20 protein-coding genes are annotated in these 21,450 nt (G+C 65.2%); 5 read left to right on the top strand and 15 right to left on the bottom strand.

All coding sequences use genetic code 11. The features are described 5' to 3' along the window. Window positions 1-68: 68 nt before the first annotated feature. Window positions 69-2,213 (bottom strand): tRNA uridine-5-carboxymethylaminomethyl(34) synthesis enzyme MnmG, encoded by a 2,145-nt coding sequence (gene mnmG, locus VFA60_07005; GenBank protein ID HZQ91523.1) that lies wholly within the window; start codon window positions 2,211-2,213, stop codon window positions 69-71. 125 nt (window positions 2,214-2,338) lie between these two features. On the opposite strand from mnmG, the gene VFA60_07000 reads away from it, so the two are divergent. Next, window positions 2,339-2,752: a thioesterase gene (locus VFA60_07000; protein ID HZQ91522.1), complete on the top strand. Its 414-nt coding sequence runs from the start codon at window positions 2,339-2,341 to the stop codon at window positions 2,750-2,752. Between the two features lie 195 nt (window positions 2,753-2,947). On the opposite strand, the gene VFA60_06995 is transcribed toward VFA60_07000, so the two are convergent. Further along, window positions 2,948-4,261, bottom strand: a complete 1,314-nt coding sequence (locus tag VFA60_06995) for a hypothetical protein (protein HZQ91521.1) — start codon at window positions 4,259-4,261, stop codon at window positions 2,948-2,950. 73 nt (window positions 4,262-4,334) lie between these two features. On the opposite strand from VFA60_06995, the gene bcp reads away from it, so the two are divergent. Beyond that, window positions 4,335-4,787, top strand: coding sequence for a thioredoxin-dependent thiol peroxidase (bcp, locus tag VFA60_06990; protein HZQ91520.1), 453 nt, complete (start codon window positions 4,335-4,337; stop codon window positions 4,785-4,787). Window positions 4,788-4,955: 168 nt separating this feature from the next. Here bcp and VFA60_06985 read toward each other — a convergent pair whose 3' ends face one another. The 5 genes from VFA60_06985 to thiL all read right to left on the bottom strand — a co-directional run bounded on the left by VFA60_06985 (window position 4,956) and on the right by thiL (window position 8,310). Further along, entirely contained in the window at window positions 4,956-5,531 is a 576-nt protein-coding gene (locus tag VFA60_06985; GenBank protein ID HZQ91519.1) for a hypothetical protein, read from the bottom strand. Window positions 5,532-5,703: 172 nt separating this feature from the next. Beyond that, window positions 5,704-6,033, bottom strand: a complete 330-nt coding sequence (locus tag VFA60_06980) for a hypothetical protein (protein HZQ91518.1) — start codon at window positions 6,031-6,033, stop codon at window positions 5,704-5,706. 587 nt (window positions 6,034-6,620) lie between these two features. Next, the gene (locus VFA60_06975; GenBank protein HZQ91517.1) at window positions 6,621-6,908 is read right to left on the bottom strand and encodes a hypothetical protein; all 288 of its coding nucleotides are present in this window, start codon (window positions 6,906-6,908) and stop codon (window positions 6,621-6,623) included. Window positions 6,909-7,085: 177 nt separating this feature from the next. Next, window positions 7,086-7,229, bottom strand: a complete 144-nt coding sequence (locus VFA60_06970; GenBank protein ID HZQ91516.1) for a hypothetical protein — start codon at window positions 7,227-7,229, stop codon at window positions 7,086-7,088. An 88-nt stretch (window positions 7,230-7,317) separates the two neighbouring features. Then, entirely contained in the window at window positions 7,318-8,310 is a 993-nt protein-coding gene (thiL, locus tag VFA60_06965; GenBank protein HZQ91515.1) for a thiamine-phosphate kinase, read from the bottom strand. A 374-nt stretch (window positions 8,311-8,684) separates the two neighbouring features. On the opposite strand from thiL, the gene VFA60_06960 reads away from it, so the two are divergent. Continuing rightward, complete coding sequence (locus VFA60_06960) at window positions 8,685-9,593, top strand: M23 family metallopeptidase (GenBank protein HZQ91514.1); 909 nt, start codon at window positions 8,685-8,687, stop codon at window positions 9,591-9,593. A 143-nt stretch (window positions 9,594-9,736) separates the two neighbouring features. On the opposite strand, the gene VFA60_06955 is transcribed toward VFA60_06960, so the two are convergent. The 4 genes from VFA60_06955 to tldD all read right to left on the bottom strand — a co-directional run bounded on the left by VFA60_06955 (window position 9,737) and on the right by tldD (window position 14,032). Next, window positions 9,737-10,399: a DUF3426 domain-containing protein gene (locus tag VFA60_06955; GenBank protein HZQ91513.1), complete on the bottom strand. Its 663-nt coding sequence runs from the start codon at window positions 10,397-10,399 to the stop codon at window positions 9,737-9,739. Window positions 10,400-10,562: 163 nt separating this feature from the next. Continuing rightward, window positions 10,563-11,915: a TldD/PmbA family protein gene (locus VFA60_06950; GenBank protein ID HZQ91512.1), complete on the bottom strand. Its 1,353-nt coding sequence runs from the start codon at window positions 11,913-11,915 to the stop codon at window positions 10,563-10,565. 435 nt (window positions 11,916-12,350) lie between these two features. Further along, on the bottom strand, window positions 12,351-12,578 hold the full coding sequence (locus tag VFA60_06945; GenBank protein HZQ91511.1) for a hypothetical protein: 228 nt from the start codon (window positions 12,576-12,578) through the stop codon (window positions 12,351-12,353). A 17-nt stretch (window positions 12,579-12,595) separates the two neighbouring features. Then, on the bottom strand, window positions 12,596-14,032 hold the full coding sequence (gene tldD / locus VFA60_06940; protein ID HZQ91510.1) for a metalloprotease TldD: 1,437 nt from the start codon (window positions 14,030-14,032) through the stop codon (window positions 12,596-12,598). Between the two features lie 186 nt (window positions 14,033-14,218). On the opposite strand from tldD, the gene VFA60_06935 reads away from it, so the two are divergent. Further along, a complete protein-coding gene (locus VFA60_06935) occupies window positions 14,219-15,736 on the top strand; it encodes a hypothetical protein (protein HZQ91509.1) in 1,518 nt (505 codons plus the stop codon). A 110-nt stretch (window positions 15,737-15,846) separates the two neighbouring features. Here the strand turns inward: VFA60_06935 and VFA60_06930 are convergent, their stop codons facing one another. The 4 genes from VFA60_06930 to VFA60_06915 all read right to left on the bottom strand — a co-directional run bounded on the left by VFA60_06930 (window position 15,847) and on the right by VFA60_06915 (window position 18,872). Continuing rightward, window positions 15,847-17,151: a hypothetical protein gene (locus VFA60_06930; GenBank protein ID HZQ91508.1), complete on the bottom strand. Its 1,305-nt coding sequence runs from the start codon at window positions 17,149-17,151 to the stop codon at window positions 15,847-15,849. A 151-nt stretch (window positions 17,152-17,302) separates the two neighbouring features. Continuing rightward, window positions 17,303-17,710, bottom strand: a complete 408-nt coding sequence (locus tag VFA60_06925) for a hypothetical protein (protein ID HZQ91507.1) — start codon at window positions 17,708-17,710, stop codon at window positions 17,303-17,305. Window positions 17,711-17,737: 27 nt separating this feature from the next. Next, on the bottom strand, window positions 17,738-17,965 hold the full coding sequence (locus tag VFA60_06920; protein HZQ91506.1) for a hypothetical protein: 228 nt from the start codon (window positions 17,963-17,965) through the stop codon (window positions 17,738-17,740). A gap of 97 nt (window positions 17,966-18,062) precedes the next feature. Then, window positions 18,063-18,872: an ATP-binding protein gene (locus VFA60_06915; protein ID HZQ91505.1), complete on the bottom strand. Its 810-nt coding sequence runs from the start codon at window positions 18,870-18,872 to the stop codon at window positions 18,063-18,065. 110 nt (window positions 18,873-18,982) lie between these two features. Here VFA60_06915 and VFA60_06910 point away from each other — a divergent pair, with 110 nt between their 5' ends. Continuing rightward, window positions 18,983-21,304, top strand: coding sequence for a DPP IV N-terminal domain-containing protein (locus tag VFA60_06910; protein ID HZQ91504.1), 2,322 nt, complete (start codon window positions 18,983-18,985; stop codon window positions 21,302-21,304). The last annotated feature ends 146 nt before the right edge of the window (window positions 21,305-21,450 follow it).

The raw sequence follows: 21,450 nt of genomic DNA, 5'->3' as shown, positions 1-21,450 counted from the left end.
GTCGAATTCAGAATGAAAAATTAAGAATGCAAAATCCGTTCCCGATTACACTTTTCCTCTGGCATTTTTCATTTTGCATTCAGGGCCCTGCCCTGCAGCTCGATATACACATTCACCAGCGATACCGCCGCGGGCGTCACCCCCGGAATCCCCAGCGCTTGCCCTAGCGTCCTCGGACGCACGCGCTCGAACTTTTCCTTCATCTCGCGCGAAAGGCCGCTCACCGCGCGATAGTCGAACCACTCCGGAATCGCGCGCTGCTCCGCCCGCTTCAGCCGCTCGATCGACTTGCGCTGCTGGTCGAGATAGCCGGCGTACTTGATCTCGGTCTCCACCGACTTCAGCTCATTGCGAACCAAGGCCGTGTTCACCGCAGAGCTCGCAGAGACGGCGGGCGACAACCGATCAAAGAACTCGGGCATCACCTCGCACAGCACCGGCGCCATTTGCTCGATTGTTACCTCCGGTCGTTTTAGCACCTGCGCCAGTGTGGAACCGACGACACCCGTGTGGACGCGGGCGACCTCGGGGTCGCCGCCGCGCCCGGTGTTGGCGCGGTGGGGTGAGGCCTCGCCCGCGCGGTTTTCGTCGGAGCCATTCGTCTGTTCGCTGGCTGAATGCCGAGTGCTCAGCGCTGACTGCTCGATCCGCTCCGCCATCTCCGCCGTCACCCTCGTCGTCTCCAATATCGCCGCCAGCTTCGCCAGTCGCTCCTGCTTCGCCAGATGCTCCGCCCACGCCGCGTCGCTGATCAGCCCCACGCGCCGCCCATGCGGCGTCAGCCGCCGGTCGGCATTGTCAATCCGCAGATGCAGCCGGAACTCGGCGCGCGACGTGAACATGCGATACGGCTCGTTCGTTCCCTTTGAGATCAGGTCGTCAATCAGGATTCCGATGTACGCCTCGGTCCGATCCAGCACCAGCGGCGCCTCGCCCTTGATCGCCAGTGCGGCGTTGATGCCCGCCATCAGTCCCTGGCAACCCGCTTCTTCGTAGCCCGACGTTCCGTTGATCTGCCCCGCCAGGAACAGCCCGGCAATCTTCTTTGTCTCCAGCGTGCGCTCCAGTTCGGTGGGATCAATCGCGTCGTACTCAATCGCGTATCCCGGGCGCAGCAGTTCGGCGTTCTCCAGGCCCGGAATCGAGTGCACCATCGCCGTCTGCACGTCGATCGGCATCGACGTGCTCATGCCGTTCACGTAGATCTCGTGCGTGTCCAGTCCTTCGGGCTCGAGAAAAATCTGGTGCGTGGCCTTGTCGGGGAACTTGACGATCTTGTCTTCGATGCTCGGGCAATACCGCGGACCAATACTCTTGATCTGCCCGCTGTACATCGGCGAGCGATGCACGTTCTCGCGGATGATGCGGTGCGTCTCCTCCGTCGTGAACGCGATGTAGCACGGCACCTGCGGCTGCCGGATCTCGCGCGTGCGAAAGCTGAACGGCGTCGGCTCCTTGTCGCCCGGCTGCACCGCAAAGCGCGACCAGTCAATCGTCCGCCCATCCAGGCGGGGCGGCGTTCCCGTCTTCAGCCGCGTGCCGCGCAACCCGAGCAGCTTCAGCGCTTCGCCCAGCAGTTGTGACGGCGGCTCACCGCTTCTCCCCGCCGGATACGTCTGCTGGCCGCAATGAATCAGCCCGTTGAGAAACGTTCCGGTCGTGATCACTACAGCGCGCGCGCCCACGCGGCGCCCGTCGCGCAACTTGATGCCGATGGCGCGGCGGTGAACCCCAGGCGAAGAGGACGCCGGGGACTCAGAGGGTTTTGAAACTCCTTCCTTTGCGACCTCCGTGTCCTCTGTGGTTTGGGGTTGGTTCGGCGAGAGCAGCAGGTCCGCCACCTCCGCCTGCTTGATCTTCAGGTTCGGCTGCGACTCCAGCACCTGGCGCATCTTCAGCCGGTACTGCTGCTTGTCGCACTGCGCGCGCGGCGACCACACCGCCGGTCCGCGCGACGTGTTCAGCAGCCGGAACTGAATGCCGACCGCGTCGGTCACCTCGCCCATGATCCCGCCCAGCGCGTCAATCTCGCGGACCAGATGCCCCTTGGCAATCCCGCCGACCGCCGGATTGCACGACATCTGCGCGATCAGGTCCACGTTCAGCGTGTACAGCGCCGTCTTCAGCCCCATGCGCGCCGCCGCCATCGCCGCCTCGCACCCGGCATGCCCGGCGCCGACCACGACCACGTCGAATTGTTCGTCAAACTTCATCGGAAGCAAACGCTTACCGCCGATTCACGCGGATGAACGCGGATCATTCAATTCTATCAATGTCTTTTCTGTGCCTCTGTGTCTCTGTGGTGGAAGTTTCTTTTCCGCGCTGCTAACTTCACCCCATGCCCAAGCCCGTCCCGGTCGGCGCGCGCGCGCAGGTGGAGCGCCGCGTGGACTTCGAAAACACGCTGGCGAAGCACCATCCGGAACTTCCGCCGGTCCTCTCCACGCCGGACATGATCGGCATGATGGAGTGGGCCTGCTTCGTCGCCCAGCAGCCCTATTGCGAAGACGGCGAGATCACCGTCGGCACCGCCATTCACGTCGAGCACCTGGCCGCAACCGGCATCGGCCAGCTCGTCCGCGCCGAAGCGGTCTTCGAACAAATGGACGGCAAGTTCTACGTCTTCCGCGTCCGCGCCTGGGACGAGCACCACGAAATCGGACGCGGCACCGTCTCCCGCGCCGTCGTCAGCGTCGGCCGCTTCCTCAAGCGCGTGAACGAGAAAACCTCTACCGCGGATTCACGCGGATAACGCACATTCTCAAGAATGATTTCTTCACCGTCATGCTGAGCGAAGGCCTGAGCGGTGAGCGAGGGCCGTAGTCGAAGCATCCCTACTTGACCCGTGCACGCCGGCGAAGAGCGTCCCGTGCCGCGGAAGAATATGTAATCCGCGTCATCCGCGGTAAGAATTGTCTCTCTGCGTCCTCTGCGGCTCTGCGGTGAATCAGTTTTCCATTCCTGCGCTGTCGAACACTTTCTCCAGCTTGTCCGGTCCGGGACGATACAGCCGGAATCCCCAGGTTGAAGGCTCCTGCGGGTTCCAGCGCGGGCCGGTTGTGCGGAACAGCACGTCGCCCACTCCACCGCCGTCGGCGTCTACCGCGTCGAGCAGCTCCATGCGCGGAAACTGGTCCAGATGCCGGTCGTCAGTGTTGTAGGTCAGCATGCGCGTGAACTTGTCGGTCCCGTTCGGGTTCAGCTCCACGCGCACCGCCAGCACTACATAGAAGGACTGGATCGCCGCGGGCACGCCCGCCGCAATCGCGATCGGCAGCTTGCGGCTGGCCGAAACGATCAACTCGGGATAATTGTCGGTGTCGAGATCGAACGCGCGCACGCTGAACTCATCCAGCCCGTCCGTCCCCGTCGCTGCCGCAGGCGCAGACGCGCTGCGCGCACCGCGCGCGGGCGTGGTTGGCGTGGCCGGCTGCGGTTTGTAACCGTAACGCTGCGCCGCGTAGCGATTGATCTCTTCCGCCGCCATGGCGCGGACTTCACGGGTCAGGCGCTGCTGCTCCTCCGGCGACCAACTGAACCCGAAAGAGCGCGGCAGCGGCGTCTTCGCGTCCGACACGGCAACCAGGAACTCTCCTGCGCCTTTCGCCGAGGGCGCGGCAGCTGCCATCGCGCGCTTCTCGCTTTCCTTTGGCGAGGGACGGGACGCAGCGGCCCCGTCTCCCTTCGCGGCTGTGCTGTCGGCCCGCTTCAGCCGCGGTGGACCGCTGTCGTCGCCGGAACGGGACGACGCCGAGGAACCCGAATCCGAACTCGGAGAAGCGCTCGGTGTGGTGGGCGAATCACTGTCGGCCGCCGGCTTCTGCTCCGCGCCCGGCTTCGCGTCGCCTGACTTCGGATAGCGCAGCTTGGGCGGACCTTCGTCGGTGTCCTTGCCCGCGTCGTAGCTTTTCTTCTTCGGCGCCTCGGGGATGGTGGTGTCCCGGTAGCGGCCGTTCGCCATCCACGTGCCGTCGGTGCGCACCGCCTCGTTTACCGTGAACAGTCCCACCGGCTCGCCGGTGCGCTGCGCTTCGTAAACCGTTTCGGGCTCGATCGCCATCGGACGCGGCGTGGCCTTGTACAGCCCGGCGTCGAAAAAGCGCTTCTGATAGTAGAACGTCACCGGCACCAGGAACGGCGCTACCGGCTTTGGCTTCCCGCTTGCCGTGGTCCCGTCGCTTCGCCACACCAGGACAGCGACCGCGCGCGGTCCTTCCGGGACCTTGGCGTAGCGCTGCGCTGGCGCCATCAGCGTCAGCATGAGGAGCGACAGTGCCGCCGCAACCGCCCCTCGCGCCCGATGTACAATGCCCTCCTCGGCCGAGCGAGACCTCATGAACATCAATGATAAAGCACCCGACTTCACTGTCCCCGACGAGGAAGGCCGCAACGTTTCGCTGAAAGACTTCCGCGGCCGCAACGTCGTGCTCTTCTTCTTCCCCAAGGCCAACACGCCGGGCTGAACCATCGAGGCGTGCGGGTTCCGCGACGCATACAAGAAGATCGAAAAGGCCGGCGCGGTCGTGCTCGGCATCTCCGGCGACACGCCCAAAGCCCAGAAGAGCTTCAAAGAGAAGTACAACTTCCCCTTCACCCTGCTCGCCGACTCCGACAAGAAGGTCGCCAAGCAGTTCGGCGTGCTGAAAGAGAAGAACATGTACGGGAAGAAGGTGATGGGGATCGAGCGGACCACGTTCCTCATCGGCCCCGACGGCAAGATCGCGCGCGTCTTCCCCAAGGTGAAGCCCGAAGGCCACGCGGAAGAGGTGCTGGCGGCGCTGAAGTAGATTCTTTTATTGTCATCCTGAGCGAGCACCCGCGACGCAGCTTTTGCGTCGCGACCGGCGCGAGTCGAAGGATCCCTACCGCTACCCGACGTTTCAGGTCGAGCAGGGCCCCTTCGACTCTCCCCTATTTTCGTTCTGGGATTCGCTCAGGGTGACGAAACCGCAGGCCTACCGCGCTGCGGTCGTCCCGCTGGTCACCGTAAAGCTCAGCACAGACTCGGCCGGGATTTCGGCTTCCTGCTTGCCCGTGGCCGCGGCCACGCCGGTGCCGGCCGCGCCGCCCGCCAGCGTGCCGATCGCCGCGCCCTTGCCGCCGCCGGCAATCGCGCCGATGATGGCGCCCGCCGCCGCGCCGCCGCCAATCTTGGTGGCGTTGCTCTTGGTGTGGCTCTTGCCCTGGCGGCTCACCGCCGAGGTGTGGATCGACTGCGTGCCGCTGTCGGTGTCAACCGAGGTGAGCCGCACGGTCAGGATGCCGGGCGCGTGCAGCCGTCCGCTCGACTTGGCATTGGTCACCTTGCCATGCACGGTCGCGCCCGAGCGCGCGATCGTCTTGCCATTCACCACCAAGTCGCGGGCGAGCGTGCCCTCGAACGTGTCGCCGATGTGCGCGCTGCCCGAACTCAAGCTGCTGCCCATGCGGACTTCCAGCCGCGTCCCGGCGGGAATGGCCGCAGCGCTCGCCGCCGTCACGGCCAGCGTCACCACCAGCGCCAGCCCAATCCATCGCAGATTGCGAACCATAGTCTTCCTCCTCGTAAGCTCCTGAAGTGGCCTGCACAGTGTACGGGAATCCCGGTGCTGTGATGCAAGCAGAGCTGCTGAAGGCTGCTTCAAAACCCGCTTCTGGCTGCTGGCTTAGAGCGAGAAGCACAGCGGCCTTTCGTGTGGAGCTTATTGGCCGCGGATTGCGCGATCAGGTTATGTCATGGCGGGTGAGCATGACGTCGGTGGCTTCGGTGTTGGCGGCGTTGTCGCGGGCGCGCGGCGTCCAGGTGTTGTAGGCGGCGTCGATGGCGTCGGTTTCGGGGATGAGCGATGGCGGCTCGGTGGTCATCTCCTCGGTGTGGAGGCCGAGTTCGACGCGCTTGAGGTTGGAGACGGCGGTCTGGAGGATGTAGGCGAGGACGCTGGCGCGCTTGAGGTCAACGGTCTCGGCGAGGACCGCGCGGGCGAGGTCGGTGAGCGCGAGCTGGATCGCATCGGCGTCCTCGAGCGGCGGAACGGTGGCACGAGGACGGTTCACCTGGTAGTGGAAGTAACAGAAGCGTCCTTGGCGGACGGGCGGCGAGCCGCAAGGGCGACCGTCAATGTGGACGTAGCCGCAGCGGCTCGCGAGTGTGCGATGCCGTTTCGTAGGGCACCCCCCTCTGGTGGTAATGATTTCAGTCAGTTGCGGAGCGGGTTTCGGGCAAGTTGATGCAGGGCCGTGGGTTAGGACCGAGGTCTTAAGCTGTTTGTTTTCAGTTTTAGTGTTCTGATTGCGCGGCTTAGTCGCGCTGCGCCCTCCCGCGCCGCGACTTCAAGCAAGCAGGCGAATGGCACGGCTGAAGCCGTGCCCCTTCAAAGCACAATCAGCATCGCAAAGTTTGCGGCGGAGCTGGTAGACACTTCGGCCGCAAACAGCGCAGCCTCAGCATGACCCCCTAGTTCTACATTAGCAAATTGGAAAGGGTGAATGGGAAGGCGGGGGAAGTTTTTATTGCGAGTGTTTGGAGCGAGTTGGGCTGAAATCCAACGCGGCGGGGAGTTGACAAGAGTGCGCCCGCACCTTTGGTCCGCGGCAAAACACTCCGCAAAGGATGGGACACCCGGCACCCGGCAAGGTCTGGATCACTTGCGTGTGCCGCCGAGAATATGGAACGACTTTCGCGATACATAATAGAAAGCAAGTCGTTTCGTTGCTAGACCGAATGCCACCAAAAGCGACGCTAATAGAATGCCGGCGCCAAGCAGAATGACTCCCGTACGCTTCGAAACTACTCCCGAGACGTACAAGAGTGGGACGCCGAGGAACACCGCACAGACTCCGAGAAGGAACAGGCGGATGATCAGTACGGCATTGTTGGCTTCTGCCAAGGATCTCTCGTCGGCGTTGAGCTCACGCGAGTCGGACTTCATGGGTCCAAATTCTCTCGACATCATGGAACAGGAAGATGCGGAGGCACAGCTGTGCAAGTGTTTGCGGGAGCAACGCTTTCACTAGAATTGTTTTTCGGCCCCAGGCATCCACCGACGATGCCAAACCAAAATTTTACCTCCGCGTAGTCATATAGCGATACCAATGACGAGAAAGGTTCAGCCGTGGACGAGACACACCGTCCAAGATGCGCCCTGCGAGGGCAGCGTGAACAACTCCTCCGGCTCGGAGACGCCGTTGTGGTTGGCGTCGATCCAGAGGCGCAGCGAGTTGAAGATGGCGTCGTTGGCGTCAATCAGCAAACGGAAATATTTGAAAAGTTTTCCCCGTTTTGGGAATTGCGCGCGGACGAGGGCGTCCGCGCCACGAGAGTTGTGACGGCGCGGGCGACTACTTTCCGAAGTGCTGCCAGCCTGCCGGCACGAGCGGCTTGCGCTGGCCGTGGCTGTCGGCGAGGTAGAGGAGGGGGGACTTGGCTCGTCCGGGCGGCAAGACTTGGCCGATGCGCGTCACGCGGACGCCGCCCAGCCGCGCCGGAACGCGTGCCCGTGGCGGCGCGGTGAACAGCAGTTCATAGTCCTCGCCGCCGTGCAGGGCAAAGTGCAGCGAGCTGCCGGTAAAGCTGACGCCGCGCGGGATGCTGTGCTCGTGGATCACGGCGGCCACACCGCTCTCTTCGCAAATGTGCGCCAGGTCGGTGGAGAGGCCGTCGCTCACATCGATTGCGGAAGACGCGAGGCCGCGCAGCCGGCGCCCGGTCTGGAGGCGCGGTTCGGGGAAGAAGTGGGGGGCAAGGTCTTTCGCACGAGGTAGCGACGGGCGCCCTCGCCCGTCGGCTTTTACGACGAACCCTCCACCTTCGAGCCGGTGCAGCACGGCGGCGGCGCGTCCCAACTCGCCGGTCACGTAGATCCCATCTCCCGCGCGCGCGCCGGAGCGCAGCAGGGCCTTTCCGCGCGGGACGCTGCCCACGACCACGATGTCGGCGACGATGCCTTCGGGGTTTTCGCCGGTATCGCCGCCGGCCAGCGGCACGCGGAAGCGGCGGGCGAGACGCGTGAAGCCGGCAAGAAAGCCGTCCATCCATTTCTGCGGCGTTTCAGCCGGTACGGCCAGCGAGAGGAAGGCGGCGATCGGCTCGCCGCCCATGGCGGCGATGTCGCTCAGGCCGCGGGCGAGCACGCGGTGTCCCACCGACTCGGGCGGATGCCATTCGCGGCGAAAGTGCACGCCCTCGAGCGATAGGTCGGTGGTGACGAGCAGCTCGTGTCCGGCGGGCGGGCGCAGGATGGCGGCGTCGTCGCCGACGCCCGCGATTACCGCGCGCGACTTGCCGGCGGCGCGGCGGATGCGGGCGATGAGCTGGTGTTCGGGGAGCGGCACGCCCAGTACGTTACCACCTGCCACCGAGACACAGAGGCACAGAGAAATCCAATGGGAAGCGAAAAAAGGCAATTCGAACTCCTCAGCGTCGCTGGGCCTCGGTGGCAGGTGTGCCGGCGCGTAGGGATTAACACTGATATCAACCTCCGCCCGCCGGTGGTATTAACCCGAATGGCATCCTACGGAAAGGTTGACAGCGTCTTACCTGCACTGATAGCTTTTCGGGTCGTTCACGAAAGTCTCTCTGGCCGGGCCCGAATTGGGACGGTAACCGCCGTCCATGGGCAGTTCTAGGATTGCATCGCCGCGGCATCCGCGACTGCCGTTTGTGACCAAGGGTCGGCAAAATCTGGGAATTCGACGTAAACGAGCGCTTGCGAAAACGCTACTACATCCTTTTCGTAGCCCGCGATGGTGAAGGGGAACTGCGCAAGATCCCCATTCCCATGCATTACATGTACGTTTTTGTGGCGGGGGCGCTGTTCGGGCTGTTTTCGCTGACCGGGATGGCCGGCTCCTACACCCGCATGCTGATGAAGGTGTCGCGCTTCAACCAGCTGCGCTCGGAGAAAGAGGCGCTCAGCAAGCGGTACACAAAACTAGAGGCAGTCGCCAAAGAGAAAGAACTTCAGGCGGCCTCGCTCAGCTCGCTGGCCGACGAGGTATCGGCGCTCTACGGGCTGAAGTCGGAGCCGATCCTGGCCAAGACTTCCGACGAAGACGACCCGCAGTACACCGCCTCATTCGACCGCTTCTACGCGCTGCGCACTACCGCCATGACCGGCGCCGCGACCCTGGGCATTTCCTTCGGGCCGCAGCGCAACGCCACCACGGCAGATTGGCTGCACCTGGCTTCCTCCCCCACCCTTTGGCCGGTTGAAGGCACCGTGACCGGCTCGTTCGGCGAGCGCGTGGACCCGTTCAACGGTGAAGGGGCGTTCCACAGCGGCATCGATATCTCCACCACCTACGGCCACGCCGTGCTGGCGCCGGCCGACGGCTTGGTGACCTTCGCCGACCAGATGTCGGGCTACGGCCGCGTGGTGATGGTGCAGCACGCGCACGGCATCTCGACGCGCTTCGGCCACCTGGCCGGATTCGCCGTCATCCCCGGGCAGCAGGTGCGCCGCGGCGACACGCTGGGCTATGTCGGCCTGAGCGGACGCAGCACCGGCCCGCACCTGCACTACGAAGTGCGCATCAACGACGTCCCGGTCAACCCGCACAAGTACCTGCGGGTGGGACCGCGGCAGGCGCCGGTGATGATCTCAGGGATGGACTAGCAAGAGCAGCAGTCGGCAGCCCGCATTCAGCCTTTCGGCGGGTATTTTCGCTCACGCAAGACTGCATCGGTCGGGATCGCGCGGTCATCGTTTCGAAATGACTTGGTCTTTCTCCGCGACTCCGTGCCTCCATCTCTCCGTGACTAGCGCTTTTTCCTGGAAGGCGCCAGTTTGCCCGGAGATGGCTTGCCGCTGGAATTGGCGTTCACGTCGCTTGCCGGGGTCTGCGGCGATTTGCCGCCGGCGCCTTGCGAGAGCGCCCCGCTGCCGGGTCCGCCGTCGAGCAGCGTGACGTGCACGATGCGCATTTCCGGCGCCTGCCTGTCCCACGTCTCGGGCACGCCGGCGAATTGCACGCGGAAATCCTGCGCCTGGCCGGGCGCGATAGGCCGCGACTGCATGTCAACCGGCCTTGCGCCGGCTCCGCGCTGCGCCGTGACGGCGCTGGCGGGCTGCGTGTCGCGGAAGACGTCATTGCCCTGGGCGTCGTTGAAGATGGCGTCGATCATCACGCCGCCGACCGGCCGCTGGCCGGTGTTGGTGAGGCGTCCGGAGACGACCACGGCGCCGCCGTCGGCGGGCGAGGGCGTGATTTTCACCTCGCTCATCTGGAGTTCACCGGCGTTGGGCTGGTCGGGGACCTGCCCGGCGGCGGGCCCTTCGGCCTTCTTCGGCGAGCGCGGCGCCTGGTAGAGCACGACGATGAGCAGCAGCGCCGCCACGACGATGGCGATCAGCGGCCACGGCGCCATGCTCTTCAGCTTCGAACCGCGCGGTTCAAATCTCGGGTCGGGATGCCGGGCCATGCTCCACCTCGAAAAAGTGGGATGGCGGGCCACTCATGAAGTTTGCCTCAAGAGAGAACTTCTTCACCGCGGATGAACGCGGATGAAAACTGAACCGATGTCTTCTTTAGGAGATCCAACTGATCGGGCGAAAGTCCGCGTTGATCCGCGGCAGAGAAGTTTGTTACTCGCCTGCAACCGTCAGACCTTCGATGCGAATCGTGGGCGACGCGATTGAGCCGCGAAACTCCAGGTCGCTGCCGATCTCGGCGATGGAGTTGAGCATGTCCTTGAGGTTGCCGGCCACGGTGATCTCTTCCACCGGGTAGGCCAGCTCGCCGCCGGAGATCCACAGGCCGGAAGCGCCGCGGGAGAAGTCGCCGGTCACCAGGTTCACACCGAAGCCGAGGAAGTCGGTGACGTAGAGGCCGTCTTTGACGCCGGCGATGATGTCGCGCGCGGCGCGCGTGCCGGGCTCCAGGTAGAAGTTGCCGGCGCCGATGCCGGGATTGCCGGTGATGCCGCGGGAGGCGTTGCCGGTCGTTTTCAGCCCCAGTTTGCGGGCGGTGTAGGAGTTCAGCAAATAGGACTTGAGCACGCCACGCTCGATGACCACGGTCCGGCGCGAGGGGACGCCTTCGCTGTCGAAGGGCGAGGAGCCGAAACCGCCGCGCATTGTGCCATCGTCAATGACGGTGACGTTGCCGCCGGCAATTTTTTCGCCGAGCTTGCCGGTGAGGAACGACGCGTGGCGGTAGATGGCGTCGCCGTTTACCGCTTCGAAGACGTGCTCGAGCAGCGCGCGGGCGGTAAGGGGATCGAAGATGACGGGCACGCGCGCGGTCTTCACTTTGCGGGCGCCCAGGCGGCGCACGGTGCGCTCGGCGGCGATGCGGCCGACGTGTTCGGGCGTATCGAGCCTCGCCAGCGAGCGCGCGGGCGACCACCAGTAGTCGCGCTGCATGGCGCCGTCGGCGCCGGCGGCAACCGGTGCGGCCATCACCGAGCAGTACGTTCGCTGATACTCTCCGACGAAGCCGAGCGAATTGGCCAGGACCGTACGTCCCGAAGAGGCGTCGAAGCCGGCGCCCTCGGAGTTCGTGATCCGTGGGTCGGCGCTGAATGCGGCCTTTTCCGCACGGCGGGCGTACTCAATCCGGTCCGCTGTGGGCAGCGAATAGACATCTTCGTGGTAGAGGTCGAGGTCGGCCGAGAGCATGCCGAGTTCTTCGGCGGCGGGCAGGCCGGCGTGCGGGTCTTCCGAGGTGACGCGCGCCAGAGCGAGCGCGCCCTCGAGCATCTGCTCGAGTCCTTGGGGCGAAAAATCGGTGCTGTAGGTGGAGCCCACGCGCTGTCCGAAGAAGACGCGCACGCCCATGGCGCGCGAGCCGGCTTCCTTCAGCGTCTCGACTTCGTTCATGCGAACGACGGTGGAGAACTCGTTGCCCTCGTGAATCATGGCCTCGGCGGCCGTGGCGCCGGAGCGCATGGCGCGGGCGACGGTGGAGGCGGCAAGTTGTTGGAGATCAGTAGTCATACAGATCAACTTCACACTAGAGAGGACGCAGGACGGGCAGGAATTGAGGTCTCCTTAGGTTTAGCGCCCTTGCAGATGCCATTTTCTCGCTCAAATCGTCTTGAGGACCTTGTCGTACTCGGCATGTGATCCGATCCAAAACCATACAGCTGTGTTGTCCTTAACAATCGCAAGTGCCCGCCAATTCTGGCCAATTCGCACGGAGAAAACCGGCAACCGCGAGTAAACTCTCTTGAAACGCAATCCGCTGCTGGATGGATTGGCAGCCCATACCCGAAATGCCTTCCTCGCCAACTGGCGGACGGGCTTGGGCAATTGCTGGAATTGCGTCTTGAACGCGTTTGTTACGTGTGAGTCCAGAGCCATACCTGGCTGTTACAGCAGTCTCGAAAAAGCTGTCAACAGGGGGCCCTGTGCTTAAGCTGAAACAAACGACTAATCTTCTGCTTTCAAGAACTTATCCAAGGGAATCGTTTCGCCGCGTTGATGCTCCGCCCACGCGTCGTCGGCGAGTTTGGCGAGCGAACCCTGCGATTTCGCGAACAGATCATCCCACTTTCGCTCAGAAGCAAGCTCTTGCGCGAGTACGGATGCAATCTCGTCCTGTTCCTCTGGCGGCAGTTTGGTGATCTCGTCGAAGACCTTCTTGAGCGCTTCCGTCATATACCCATTCTACTGCGTTAACTTCCCGTTCCGCCCACCGTGATCCGGTCCACCTTCAGCGTGGGAATCCCGACGCCGACCGGGACCGACTGGCCGTCTTTGCCGCAGGTGCCGACGCCTTCGTCGAGCGCCAGGTCGTTGCCGACCATGGAAACGCGGGTGAGCACGTCAGGGCCGTTGCCGATCAGGCTCGCGTTTTTCAGCGGGCTGGTGACCACGCCGTCTTCGATCAGGTAGGCCTCGGACGCGGAGAAGACGAACTTGCCGCTGGTGATGTCCACCTGGCCGCCGCCGAAGTTCACCGCGTAGACGCCGTACTTGACCGACCTGATGATGTCCTCGGGCGAGTCCTGGCCGGCGAGCATGTAGGTGTTGGTCATGCGCGGCATGGGGATGTGCTCGTAGCTCTCGCGGCGCCCGTTGCCGGTGTCGGGCATGGACATGAGCCTGGACGACAGCTTGTCGCTCAGGTAGCCCTTCAGGATTCCCTTTTCGATGAGCACGGTGTTCTGCGTGGGCGAGCCTTCGTCATCCACGTTGATGGACCCGCGGCGCGAGGGCAGCGTGCCGTTGTCCACCACGGTGCACTTTTCAGAAGCGACGCGCTTGCCGAGCAGGCCGGCGAAGGCGGACGTCTTCTTGCGGTTGAAGTCGGCCTCCAGGCCGTGCCCGATGGCTTCGTGCAGCAGGATGCCCGGCCAACCGGGGCCGAGCACGACTTCCATTTCGCCTGCCGGCGCCTGTCGCGCGTCGAGCTGGATGATGGCCTGCCGCGCGGCTTCGTGGGCAAAGTGCTCCGGCGTTTTTTCGGTATTGAAGTAATCGAGCAGCACGCGGCCGCCGCCGCCGGCGGTGCCGCGGGAAGAATTCTCACCGTCGTTGGCGATGCAGAAGACGCTCACGCGGGCCAGCGGCTGTATGTCTTCGGCGAAGGTCCCGTCCGAGCCGATGACAAGAATGCGGCGCACTTCGTCAGCGTAGCTGGCGCGCACCTGCACGATGCGCGGGTCATAGGCGCGCGCGGCGCGGTCGGCGCGCTGGACAATTTCCAATTTGGGTTGAATGCCGGCGTCGGCCGGCGAAACCGCGGCGGGATACAGGCTGGCGTGCCGGCGCTCGTTGACGGAAACCACCGGCGACCTGGCCGGGCCGCTGGCGATGAGCGCGGCGGTGCGGGCGGCGTGAATGATCTTCTCGGGGGCGAGGTCGTCGGTGTAGGCGTATCCGGTGCGCTCGCCGGCGATCACGCGCACGCCGCATCCGGCGGAAATCCCCTGCGTGGCCGACTTCACCATGCTTTCGTCAATGGTGAGCCCGGTCGAGGTCAGGTGCTCGAAGTACAGGTCGGCGTACTCGCCGCCGGCCGAGAGCGCCGCGCCCAGGTAGCGCTCCAGGTCCGCGGGCGTGAGGCCGTAGCGTTCGAAGAAGAAGCGGGTCTTTTCAGACTGGGTCATAGGGGCCGGACAGTTCATGCTAACCGATTGGATGAAGTTGCGGGCGCCGGGGACGCAGCCGCCCGTTACCACGGTGATGGGCAGGGGGCTGCCCGGCGGCAAGAGTCGTGCTGACGCTTCCTGTCGCACCCTCGCCGGGTGCGTCTTGCTTATAATCCGCGCGTTTTGGCCAAAGCGGCGCCAGAAATGTCGGCGGAGCAGCTCCCGCGCCTGCTGGAAGATTTCCTCGGCGCCTCGCGCGAAGCCGTGGTGCTGGAGGACGGGCTGCCGCTGTTCGATCTCGCCTCGGCGCGCTACTCGGTGACGCGCGATCGCGGACGCTGCCTGCTGCACCTGTGGTCGGCCGAGCACAATGTGGTGCGCCGCGTCGTCAGCGCTGAGCAGAAGAACGGCGTGCTGCGGATTTCCGCGCAGCGCTTCGGGCAGGCGAAGCCGTCGCGCATGGAAATTTGCCTGCGTCGCGAACGCGGCGATCCGCGGGCGCGGCGCGCGGCGCGGCGCGCCTATCAGCAGCGCTTCCGCCGGGCGCTGGAGCAGCGCTTCCCCGGACACGCCATCGAGCGCCTGAGCTCGGCAATGGACCTGGAACGTTCTTTCGGTCCGGCTTACGTGCGGGCGGTCGTGCGGCATGGCACAGCGGCGTTCGCCGCCGTCGGCGTGAACGCCGGTGAGACGCAGGCCACGGTGGACGCGTCGCTGACCACCGCGCTGCTGTGGCTCGATCGCTCGCGCGAGCAATTTGCGGCGCGCGGGCACGTGGGCGGCGTGAAGCTGCTGCTGCCGGTGGGGCGCACCGAGCTTGTCCGCGAGCGCATGGCGCACCTGGACCGGAGCGCCGCGGCCTTCGAGCTTTACGAACACGACCAGCGTGAAGGCACGCTCGACGCAATCGAAACCGGCGACCGCGGCAACATCGCCACGCGGCTGGTGCAGCGTCCCAACGAGGCGGGGCTTCGCGAGCGGCTGGCCGAAGCGGTGGCGCGCGTGCTGGCGCTGGCGCCGCAAGCGGAGACGACGGTGCTCTCGTCTTCGGAGATCGGGTTCAGCTGCAACGGGCTGGAGTTTGGGCGCGCGCGCCTGGCGCCGGGTGAGCGCGGCTTCGCGCTGGAGCAGCAGGTCGTCTTCGGCCTGGGCGCGGGGGAGATGCCCCTGACCGATGAAAATGCGCCGCGGTTCGCCGGACTGGCGGCGCGCGTGATCGAGGCGCGCCAGCCGCACGCCGACCGCTCGCATCCGCTGTGGCGCGCGCTGCCCGAACGCTGGCTCGAGGCCATGGTGCTGCGCAACGTGCGCGCGCTCGACGGCGACCTGGACTCCGAGCACGTCTATTCCCAGGTGCCGGCGTTTTCGGCGGCGGACCGCGCCATGATCGACGTGCTCACCATCAACCGGCGCGGGCGGCTGGTGGTCATCGAGCTGAAGGCGGATGAAGATTTGCAGCTGCCGCTGCAAGGGCTCGATTACTGGGCGCGCGTCCGCTGGCACCAGGAGCGCGGCGAGTTCCAGCGCTTCGGATACTTCCCCGGCGTGGAGCTGTCGGCCGAGCCTCCGCTCCTTTACTTGGTCGCGCCGGCGCTGCGCGTGCATCCGGCGACGGACGCCCTGCTGCGCTACTTCGCGCCCGAGGTGGAAGTCGTGCTGATCGCGGTGGACGAGCGCTGGCGCGAGGGCGTGCAGGTGGTGTTCAGGAAGCGGCGATCATGAAACGCCATGGCCTAGGGCATTGACCGCAGCGCTGGCAGAGATCGCCGAGCCCAAAGACGTCTCCGCGTCCCCGGCGGCCCTGCGGTGAATGCGTTTTCCATTTGCGTGCACTACTCGCTGCCACGTATCTCGGCTTCCTTGCCGCGGTTGATCCAATAGTCGCGCGCCGATTCGTTCAGGTCGGGCGCGGGCTTTTCGCCGCGGAAGACGCGCGAAACGCCGCGCACGATGCGGCGCATGGGCAGCTCGCCGTTCGGCTCGGCAAGAAACAGCTCGCCCGTCTTCGAGGTGCGGAAGTACCAGCGGCGCAGGATGGCGAGGTGTTCCATGAGCTCCAGCGCTGATGAAGGCGCGCCGGCTGGAGCGGCGGCGAGCGCATCGGCCACGCGCGACTCCATTGATTTTGGCTGAGAAGGTTTGGGCTTCGCGATGGATGACGAAGGCTTCTGGGCGGCTTCGGCCTGAGGAGGGGAGATGTTGCCAGCAGCGTCTCCCCGCGGATTGATTGCTGCTTCGGTGGTTGCGCCTACGGAAAACACGATGGGCCCGGAGATGAATCCGCCGTCGATGCGGAACAGGGAAACCGCATCGGGCGCGGCCGAAGGCTGCACCATCAGGCCGTGCAGACGATCGAGCGGCCGGGCCACGTCCGGTCGCAATGCCATCGCCGACGCGGCTTTTTCGATGCGCGCATGCACCGCGGCCGCCTGCTCGAACTGGAGCGCGGCGGAGGCGCGGTCGCGCTCGGCGGAGAGCTCGCGGCGCAGCGACTCGCCGCCGCTCTCCAGAAACTGCCGCACGCGCTCGGTTTCGCGCGCGTACTCCTCGTCGGTGCAGCCCTTGAAGCAGGGCGCCAGGCACATCTTCATTTCCGAATAAATGCAGCCGGGGAAAGCGGGGTCGGGGTTCAGGTCGTCGGCGCAGCGGCGGTGCCTGAACAGGTCGAGCGAATCGTTGAGGAACTTCTCCGCCGCCGCGCGCGAGGCGAACGGGCCGTAATAGCGGGAGCGCGAAGCCATGCGACCGATGCGCCGCGTGACGTGCGCGCGCGGGTACGGGTTCTCCAGGTTCAGCTTCACCAGCGGCGCGGGACGCAGCCGCAGGCGGTCGCGATAGCTGCGCGGGAATTCGCGGCGCAGGACCTGGTAGAGAACGAATCCTGATTCGAAATCCGAACCGGTCGTCTGGTAGTCGATCGTCGAGACGCGGTCGCGCAGGTTGAGCTTCCGCGTGCGCTCTTCGCCGGCGCCGAGCAGACGCGCCAGGCGTCGGCGCAGGTTCGCCGTCTTGCTCACGTAGGGTTCGCCGCCAGCTTCGCCCTTGCCGCGCAGCAGAAAGACGGCGGGCGCCGCGGGCAGCGAGCGAAAGATCCCGGCATCGCGCTCGGGCGCGAACTCGAGGCGGGTGGAGAGCATGGTTTTATTGTAGGCCGAAGACTCACCGCGGGTTTTGCGCGGATGAACAGAGATCAAGACCGTTTCACACGCAGGACACGAAGGCCACACCAAGGGCTTCGGCCACGAGCCTTCTTGTGTCGTTGTGTCGTTTGTGTGAAACGCTCTTGCTCTATTTCGGCAGCATCGCTTCGATGCGCGCGCGGAGCTGGTCGGGGTTGAGCCGGATGCTGTTGGCGGGCGCGCCGGTGGAGAGCTGGTGCATCCAGAAGGCGGGCGCGGGCGGCGGAGCGCCGGGCGGGCCCCAGCGCGCGTCGGGGCCGAAGACCAGGTAGACGTCCCAGGCCGGAAGCTGCACGCCGTAGAGCGGCTTGATGTCGAGCACCGGCGCCCACGCCATGGCGGCGCGGCGCGTCGAGTCGGTAAAGTTGACGGCGCGCGGGTCGGTCAGCCAGCGCGGCTGCTCGCGATGCGCGTTGGTTTGCAGCTCGTCCCAGCTCTGCTCGCGGTTCACCGGCACCCAGATGGCGGTCACGCTCACGCGATCGCCGGGCAGGCGGTCAAAAACCTTGCGCTGCACCTCGGAAACTCCGAGGAGGCAGGTGCCTCAAGTCGGATCGGTGATGAGCACCACGCGGACCTTGCCCGCGTTGCGGTTGAACTCGGCAGCCAGCGGGTCGAGATTGGCGGCCAGATCGGGAAAGGGCTGGCCGCTGAAATGCGCGGGCAGCGACAGATATATCGCCGCGCCGAGCAGCGCCAGCAGAACGGCGATGCGTACACCGCGCTTGAGCGGATCAGGCGCGGCCGCGCGGTCGTGGTCGATGTAGGTCATGCAGGACGAGTCATCTCACGATATCGCGGAAAAGCAATCGGTCAAGTTACGTCAGTGATTGAGGAATTCGATTCCCGGGCAACCGCGGCGAGGGGCGCTAGCGGAAGCTGGCGCTGGAGACGCGCTGGCGGAAGTCGTTCCCGGCCATCTCGACTTTGCGGCACATCTCGTGCAAGCGGGAGCGCATTCGCTCGCCGATGCGGTCGCCCAGCGTCTCTTTGCGCGCGGCGCGCTGCGCCTGCTCACGGGCGGAAGAGAGGCGGCCCACGGGGGCCTCGGGTTCGTCGGGAAAATTGGTGGTGATGATGGTGGTGCGCTTGTCGTTGTAGCGCGTGTTCAGGATGAGGCTGACCGTGTCCCACACCCACTCGGTGGGACGAACGGCGCCGAGTTCGTCGAGCACCAGCACCTCGGCCTCGAACACCGGGCGCAGGACGCCGAGTTCGGTGGTCTGAACCGAGGGGTCATAAGAGTTCTGGATCTCTTTGAGCAGCTCGCGGTAGTCCCAGAACAGGCAGGCGATGCCCTTGCTCACCATGAGCTCGCGCATGACGGCGACCGCGAGATGCGTTTTCCCCACGCCCACGCTGCCCACCAGCAGGAGGCCGCTCGATTCGACGGGATACTTCTCCACGAAGCCTTCGGCGGTGAGGCGCGCCCTGGCGAGCGACGCGTGCGCGCCGGGAAAGGCGACGTCGAAGTTGCCCAGCTCGCAGTGCTCGTAGCGCGCCGGGATGCGCGCCCGGGCGAGCAGGCGTTCGGCGCGTCCGCGAAGCACGCAGTCGCAGCGAGTGACGCGGCGCGGCCTGGCTCTTTCGCCCGGCGCGGCGGCGTCGGCGACCGGCTTCCACCCCGTGCCGGAGCAGAGAGGGCATTCGGGCGCAGGGGAGTTCATCGCAGCGGGCATCTCTGGAGATGAATCTATCACAGGCCGAAAAGCTGCAACGCCGGGGACGCGGAGTACGCAGAGGTTCTTGTACACTCTTCTGTTTCGTGCTCATCTCGGAGGAGTCCAGCTTGAAGCGTTCAGCCCGCTTTTCCACTCTCCTTATTATTGCCATCATTGCCGCGCTGGCGGGCGGCCAGGCCCCGGCCCAAACCGCCCCGGCGCCACCGGCGGCGGGTCCGCGCGAGCTGACGATTCCCGCCATCTTCGCCGAGGGCGGGCTGACGGGGCGGGCGCCGGAGACGATCAAGTGGAGTCCCGACGGAACCAAGGTTTCCTACGTGCTGCGCGACGACGCCGGCGTGCGCGGGCAGCTCTACTACGTGGACGTGGCCAGCGGCAAGCCGGCGGTGCTGGTGGCGCAGGAGAAGCTGGCCACGCTGGCGCCACCGGCTTCCTCGCTGAAAGACGAGCGTGAACGCGAGCGGCGCTCGCGCTACTCGGTGGCGGGTTACTTCTGGGCGCCCGACTCAAAGCACATCCTGTTCGACTCGAACGGCCAGCTCTGGCTGTATTCGCTCGACACCGGCACGGCGGTGCAGGTCACGACGAACAACGATCCGGCCAGCGATCCCAAGTTTTCGCCTGACGGCAAACATGTGGCCTACGTGCGCGCGCACAACCTGTACGTGCGGTCGCTGAAGGGAGGCGAGCCGGAGAAGTCGCTGACCGCGCGCGACCGCGGCGACGAAAAAGCCGGCGAAGAAGACGACTCGCTGCTGAACGGCGAAGTGGACTGGGTGTATGCCGAAGAGCTCGACGTGCGCTCGAACTACTTCTGGTCGCCGGACGGGAAGCAGATCGCGTATCTGCAGATGGACGAGAGCAAGGTGCCGCAGTATCCGATTACGGATTTCATCCCGACGCATGCGACGGTGGACAAGCAGCGCTATCCGCAGCCGGGCGATTCCAATCCTGCGGTGCGGGTGGGCGTGGTCGGCGCGGGCGGCGGCAAAACGCGCTGGATCAACGTGCCGCAGCGCAGCGGCGATGACGAATCGCCGGCCGACTACTACATCCCGCGCTTCGGCTGGGTGCGGCCCGGGCTGCTCTACATCATGGTGCTCAACCGCGCGCAGGACCGGATCGACCTGTACTTCGCCGATGCCTCGAGCGGCGCCGTGCGCAAGGTGCTCAGCGACACGAGCAAGAACTGGGTGAATGTGGAAGAACCGCATTTCGTGCTGCCGGGACAATTCCTGTGGCTGAGCTGGCGCTCGGGATACACGCACATTTATCGGTACAGCTACAGCGACGCCGATCCCCTCTCCGCCGAAGCCAAGCTGGAAATGCCGCTCACGGGGGGAGACTTTGAAGTCTTCAGCGTGGATGGATTCCAGAAAGGCGGCGAAAATACCGGCGGATTGGTGTACTTCACGTCAAACCAGGGCGACGCGCGCCAACGCCAGCTCTGGGCCGTGAAGCTGAGCGGCGGCGACGCGGTACGCATCTCACGCGAGCATGGGACGCATGCCGCCACCTTCCCCGACAACGGCGCCGGGTATTACGTGGACAACTACTCGGCCGTGATGGACCCGCCTCGGCTCTCGCTGTGCAGCACCCGAGAAACCGGCGCCTGCTCGGTGTTCTGGCAATCGCGCGCGGTTGACGAATTCCGCCTCACGCCGCCGCACTTTGTGGACTTCAAGGCTGACGACGGCACGGTGCTGCACGGCTCCCTGCTGCTGCCCGAGGGCGCAGCGGCCGGCGCCGCCAAGGTTCCTCTCATCCTGGCGCCCTACGGCGGCCCGGGCGCGCAGACGGTGCGCGACCAGTGGGGCGGGAGCACGTTCCTGTTCCACCAGCTCATGGCGCGGCGCGGCTTTGCCATCCTGCAGGTGGACAATCGCGGCATGGCCGGGCGCGGGCAGGCGTTCGCCGCCGCCCTGCGCCACAACTTCGGCGAGGTGGAAGTGAAAGACCAGCTCACCGCGCTGGACCAGGCGCTGGAAAAATTTCCGCAGCTCGACCGCGACCGCCTGGGCCTCTGGGGATGGAGCTACGGCGGTTACTTGACGCTGATGATGATGACGCACTCGGACCGCTTCAAGGCGGGCGTCTCGGTGGCGCCGGTCACCGACTGGCGCAACTACGATTCCATCTACACCGAGCGTTACATGGGCCTGCCGAAAGACAACGCGCAGGGCTACAAGAAAGGTTCGCCCATCCATTCTGCCGGCCAGCTCAGCGGCCGCGTGCTGATCGTGCACGGCACCAGCGACGACAACGTGCACACCCAGAACACCATCCAGATGACCAATGAGCTCATCAACGCCGGCAAGCAGTTCGACCTGATGCTCTACCCGCGCAAGACGCACGGCATCGCCGGCTCGACCGCGCGCACGAATTTGTTTACCAAGATCCAGGAGCACTTTGAGAAGGGGTTGAAGTAGTTGTCAGTTGCCGGTTTGTTTTGAAATTGCCATCCCGAGCGCAGCAAGGGAGCTGAGCGGCGGATTGCAACGCGGCAAGCGGTGGTGCGGGCCACTGCCGTTTGCGCGACCGCCGTTGGCCGTGCCGGCGCTGCCTCAGGTCCCTG

It is taken from the genome of Terriglobales bacterium (assembly GCA_035651995.1).
Lineage (GTDB): Bacteria > Acidobacteriota > Terriglobia > Terriglobales > Acidobacteriaceae > DASRER01.
This window is presented reverse-complemented; position numbering and strand designations above follow the sequence as displayed.

Coding starts and splice junctions, on each gene's coding strand:
- VFA60_06975 (HZQ91517.1), bottom strand. CDS start 6,908: ATGAAGTCCGACTCGCGTGAGCTCAACGCCGACGAGAGATCCTTGGCA.
- VFA60_06985 (HZQ91519.1), bottom strand. CDS start 5,531: ATGGTTCGCAATCTGCGATGGATTGGGCTGGCGCTGGTGGTGACGCTG.
- mnmG (HZQ91523.1), bottom strand. CDS start 2,213: ATGAAGTTTGACGAACAATTCGACGTGGTCGTGGTCGGCGCCGGGCAT.
- tldD (HZQ91510.1), bottom strand. CDS start 14,032: ATGACCCAGTCTGAAAAGACCCGCTTCTTCTTCGAACGCTACGGCCTC.
- VFA60_06950 (HZQ91512.1), bottom strand. CDS start 11,915: ATGACTACTGATCTCCAACAACTTGCCGCCTCCACCGTCGCCCGCGCC.
- VFA60_06945 (HZQ91511.1), bottom strand. CDS start 12,578: ATGACGGAAGCGCTCAAGAAGGTCTTCGACGAGATCACCAAACTGCCG.
- VFA60_06915 (HZQ91505.1), bottom strand. CDS start 18,872: ATGCCCGCTGCGATGAACTCCCCTGCGCCCGAATGCCCTCTCTGCTCC.
- VFA60_06935 (HZQ91509.1), top strand. CDS start 14,219: ATGTCGGCGGAGCAGCTCCCGCGCCTGCTGGAAGATTTCCTCGGCGCC.
- VFA60_06955 (HZQ91513.1), bottom strand. CDS start 10,399: ATGGCCCGGCATCCCGACCCGAGATTTGAACCGCGCGGTTCGAAGCTG.
- VFA60_06920 (HZQ91506.1), bottom strand. CDS start 17,965: ATGACCTACATCGACCACGACCGCGCGGCCGCGCCTGATCCGCTCAAG.
- VFA60_07000 (HZQ91522.1), top strand. CDS start 2,339: ATGCCCAAGCCCGTCCCGGTCGGCGCGCGCGCGCAGGTGGAGCGCCGC.
- VFA60_06930 (HZQ91508.1), bottom strand. CDS start 17,151: ATGCTCTCCACCCGCCTCGAGTTCGCGCCCGAGCGCGATGCCGGGATC.
- VFA60_06995 (HZQ91521.1), bottom strand. CDS start 4,261: ATGCTGACGCTGATGGCGCCAGCGCAGCGCTACGCCAAGGTCCCGGAA.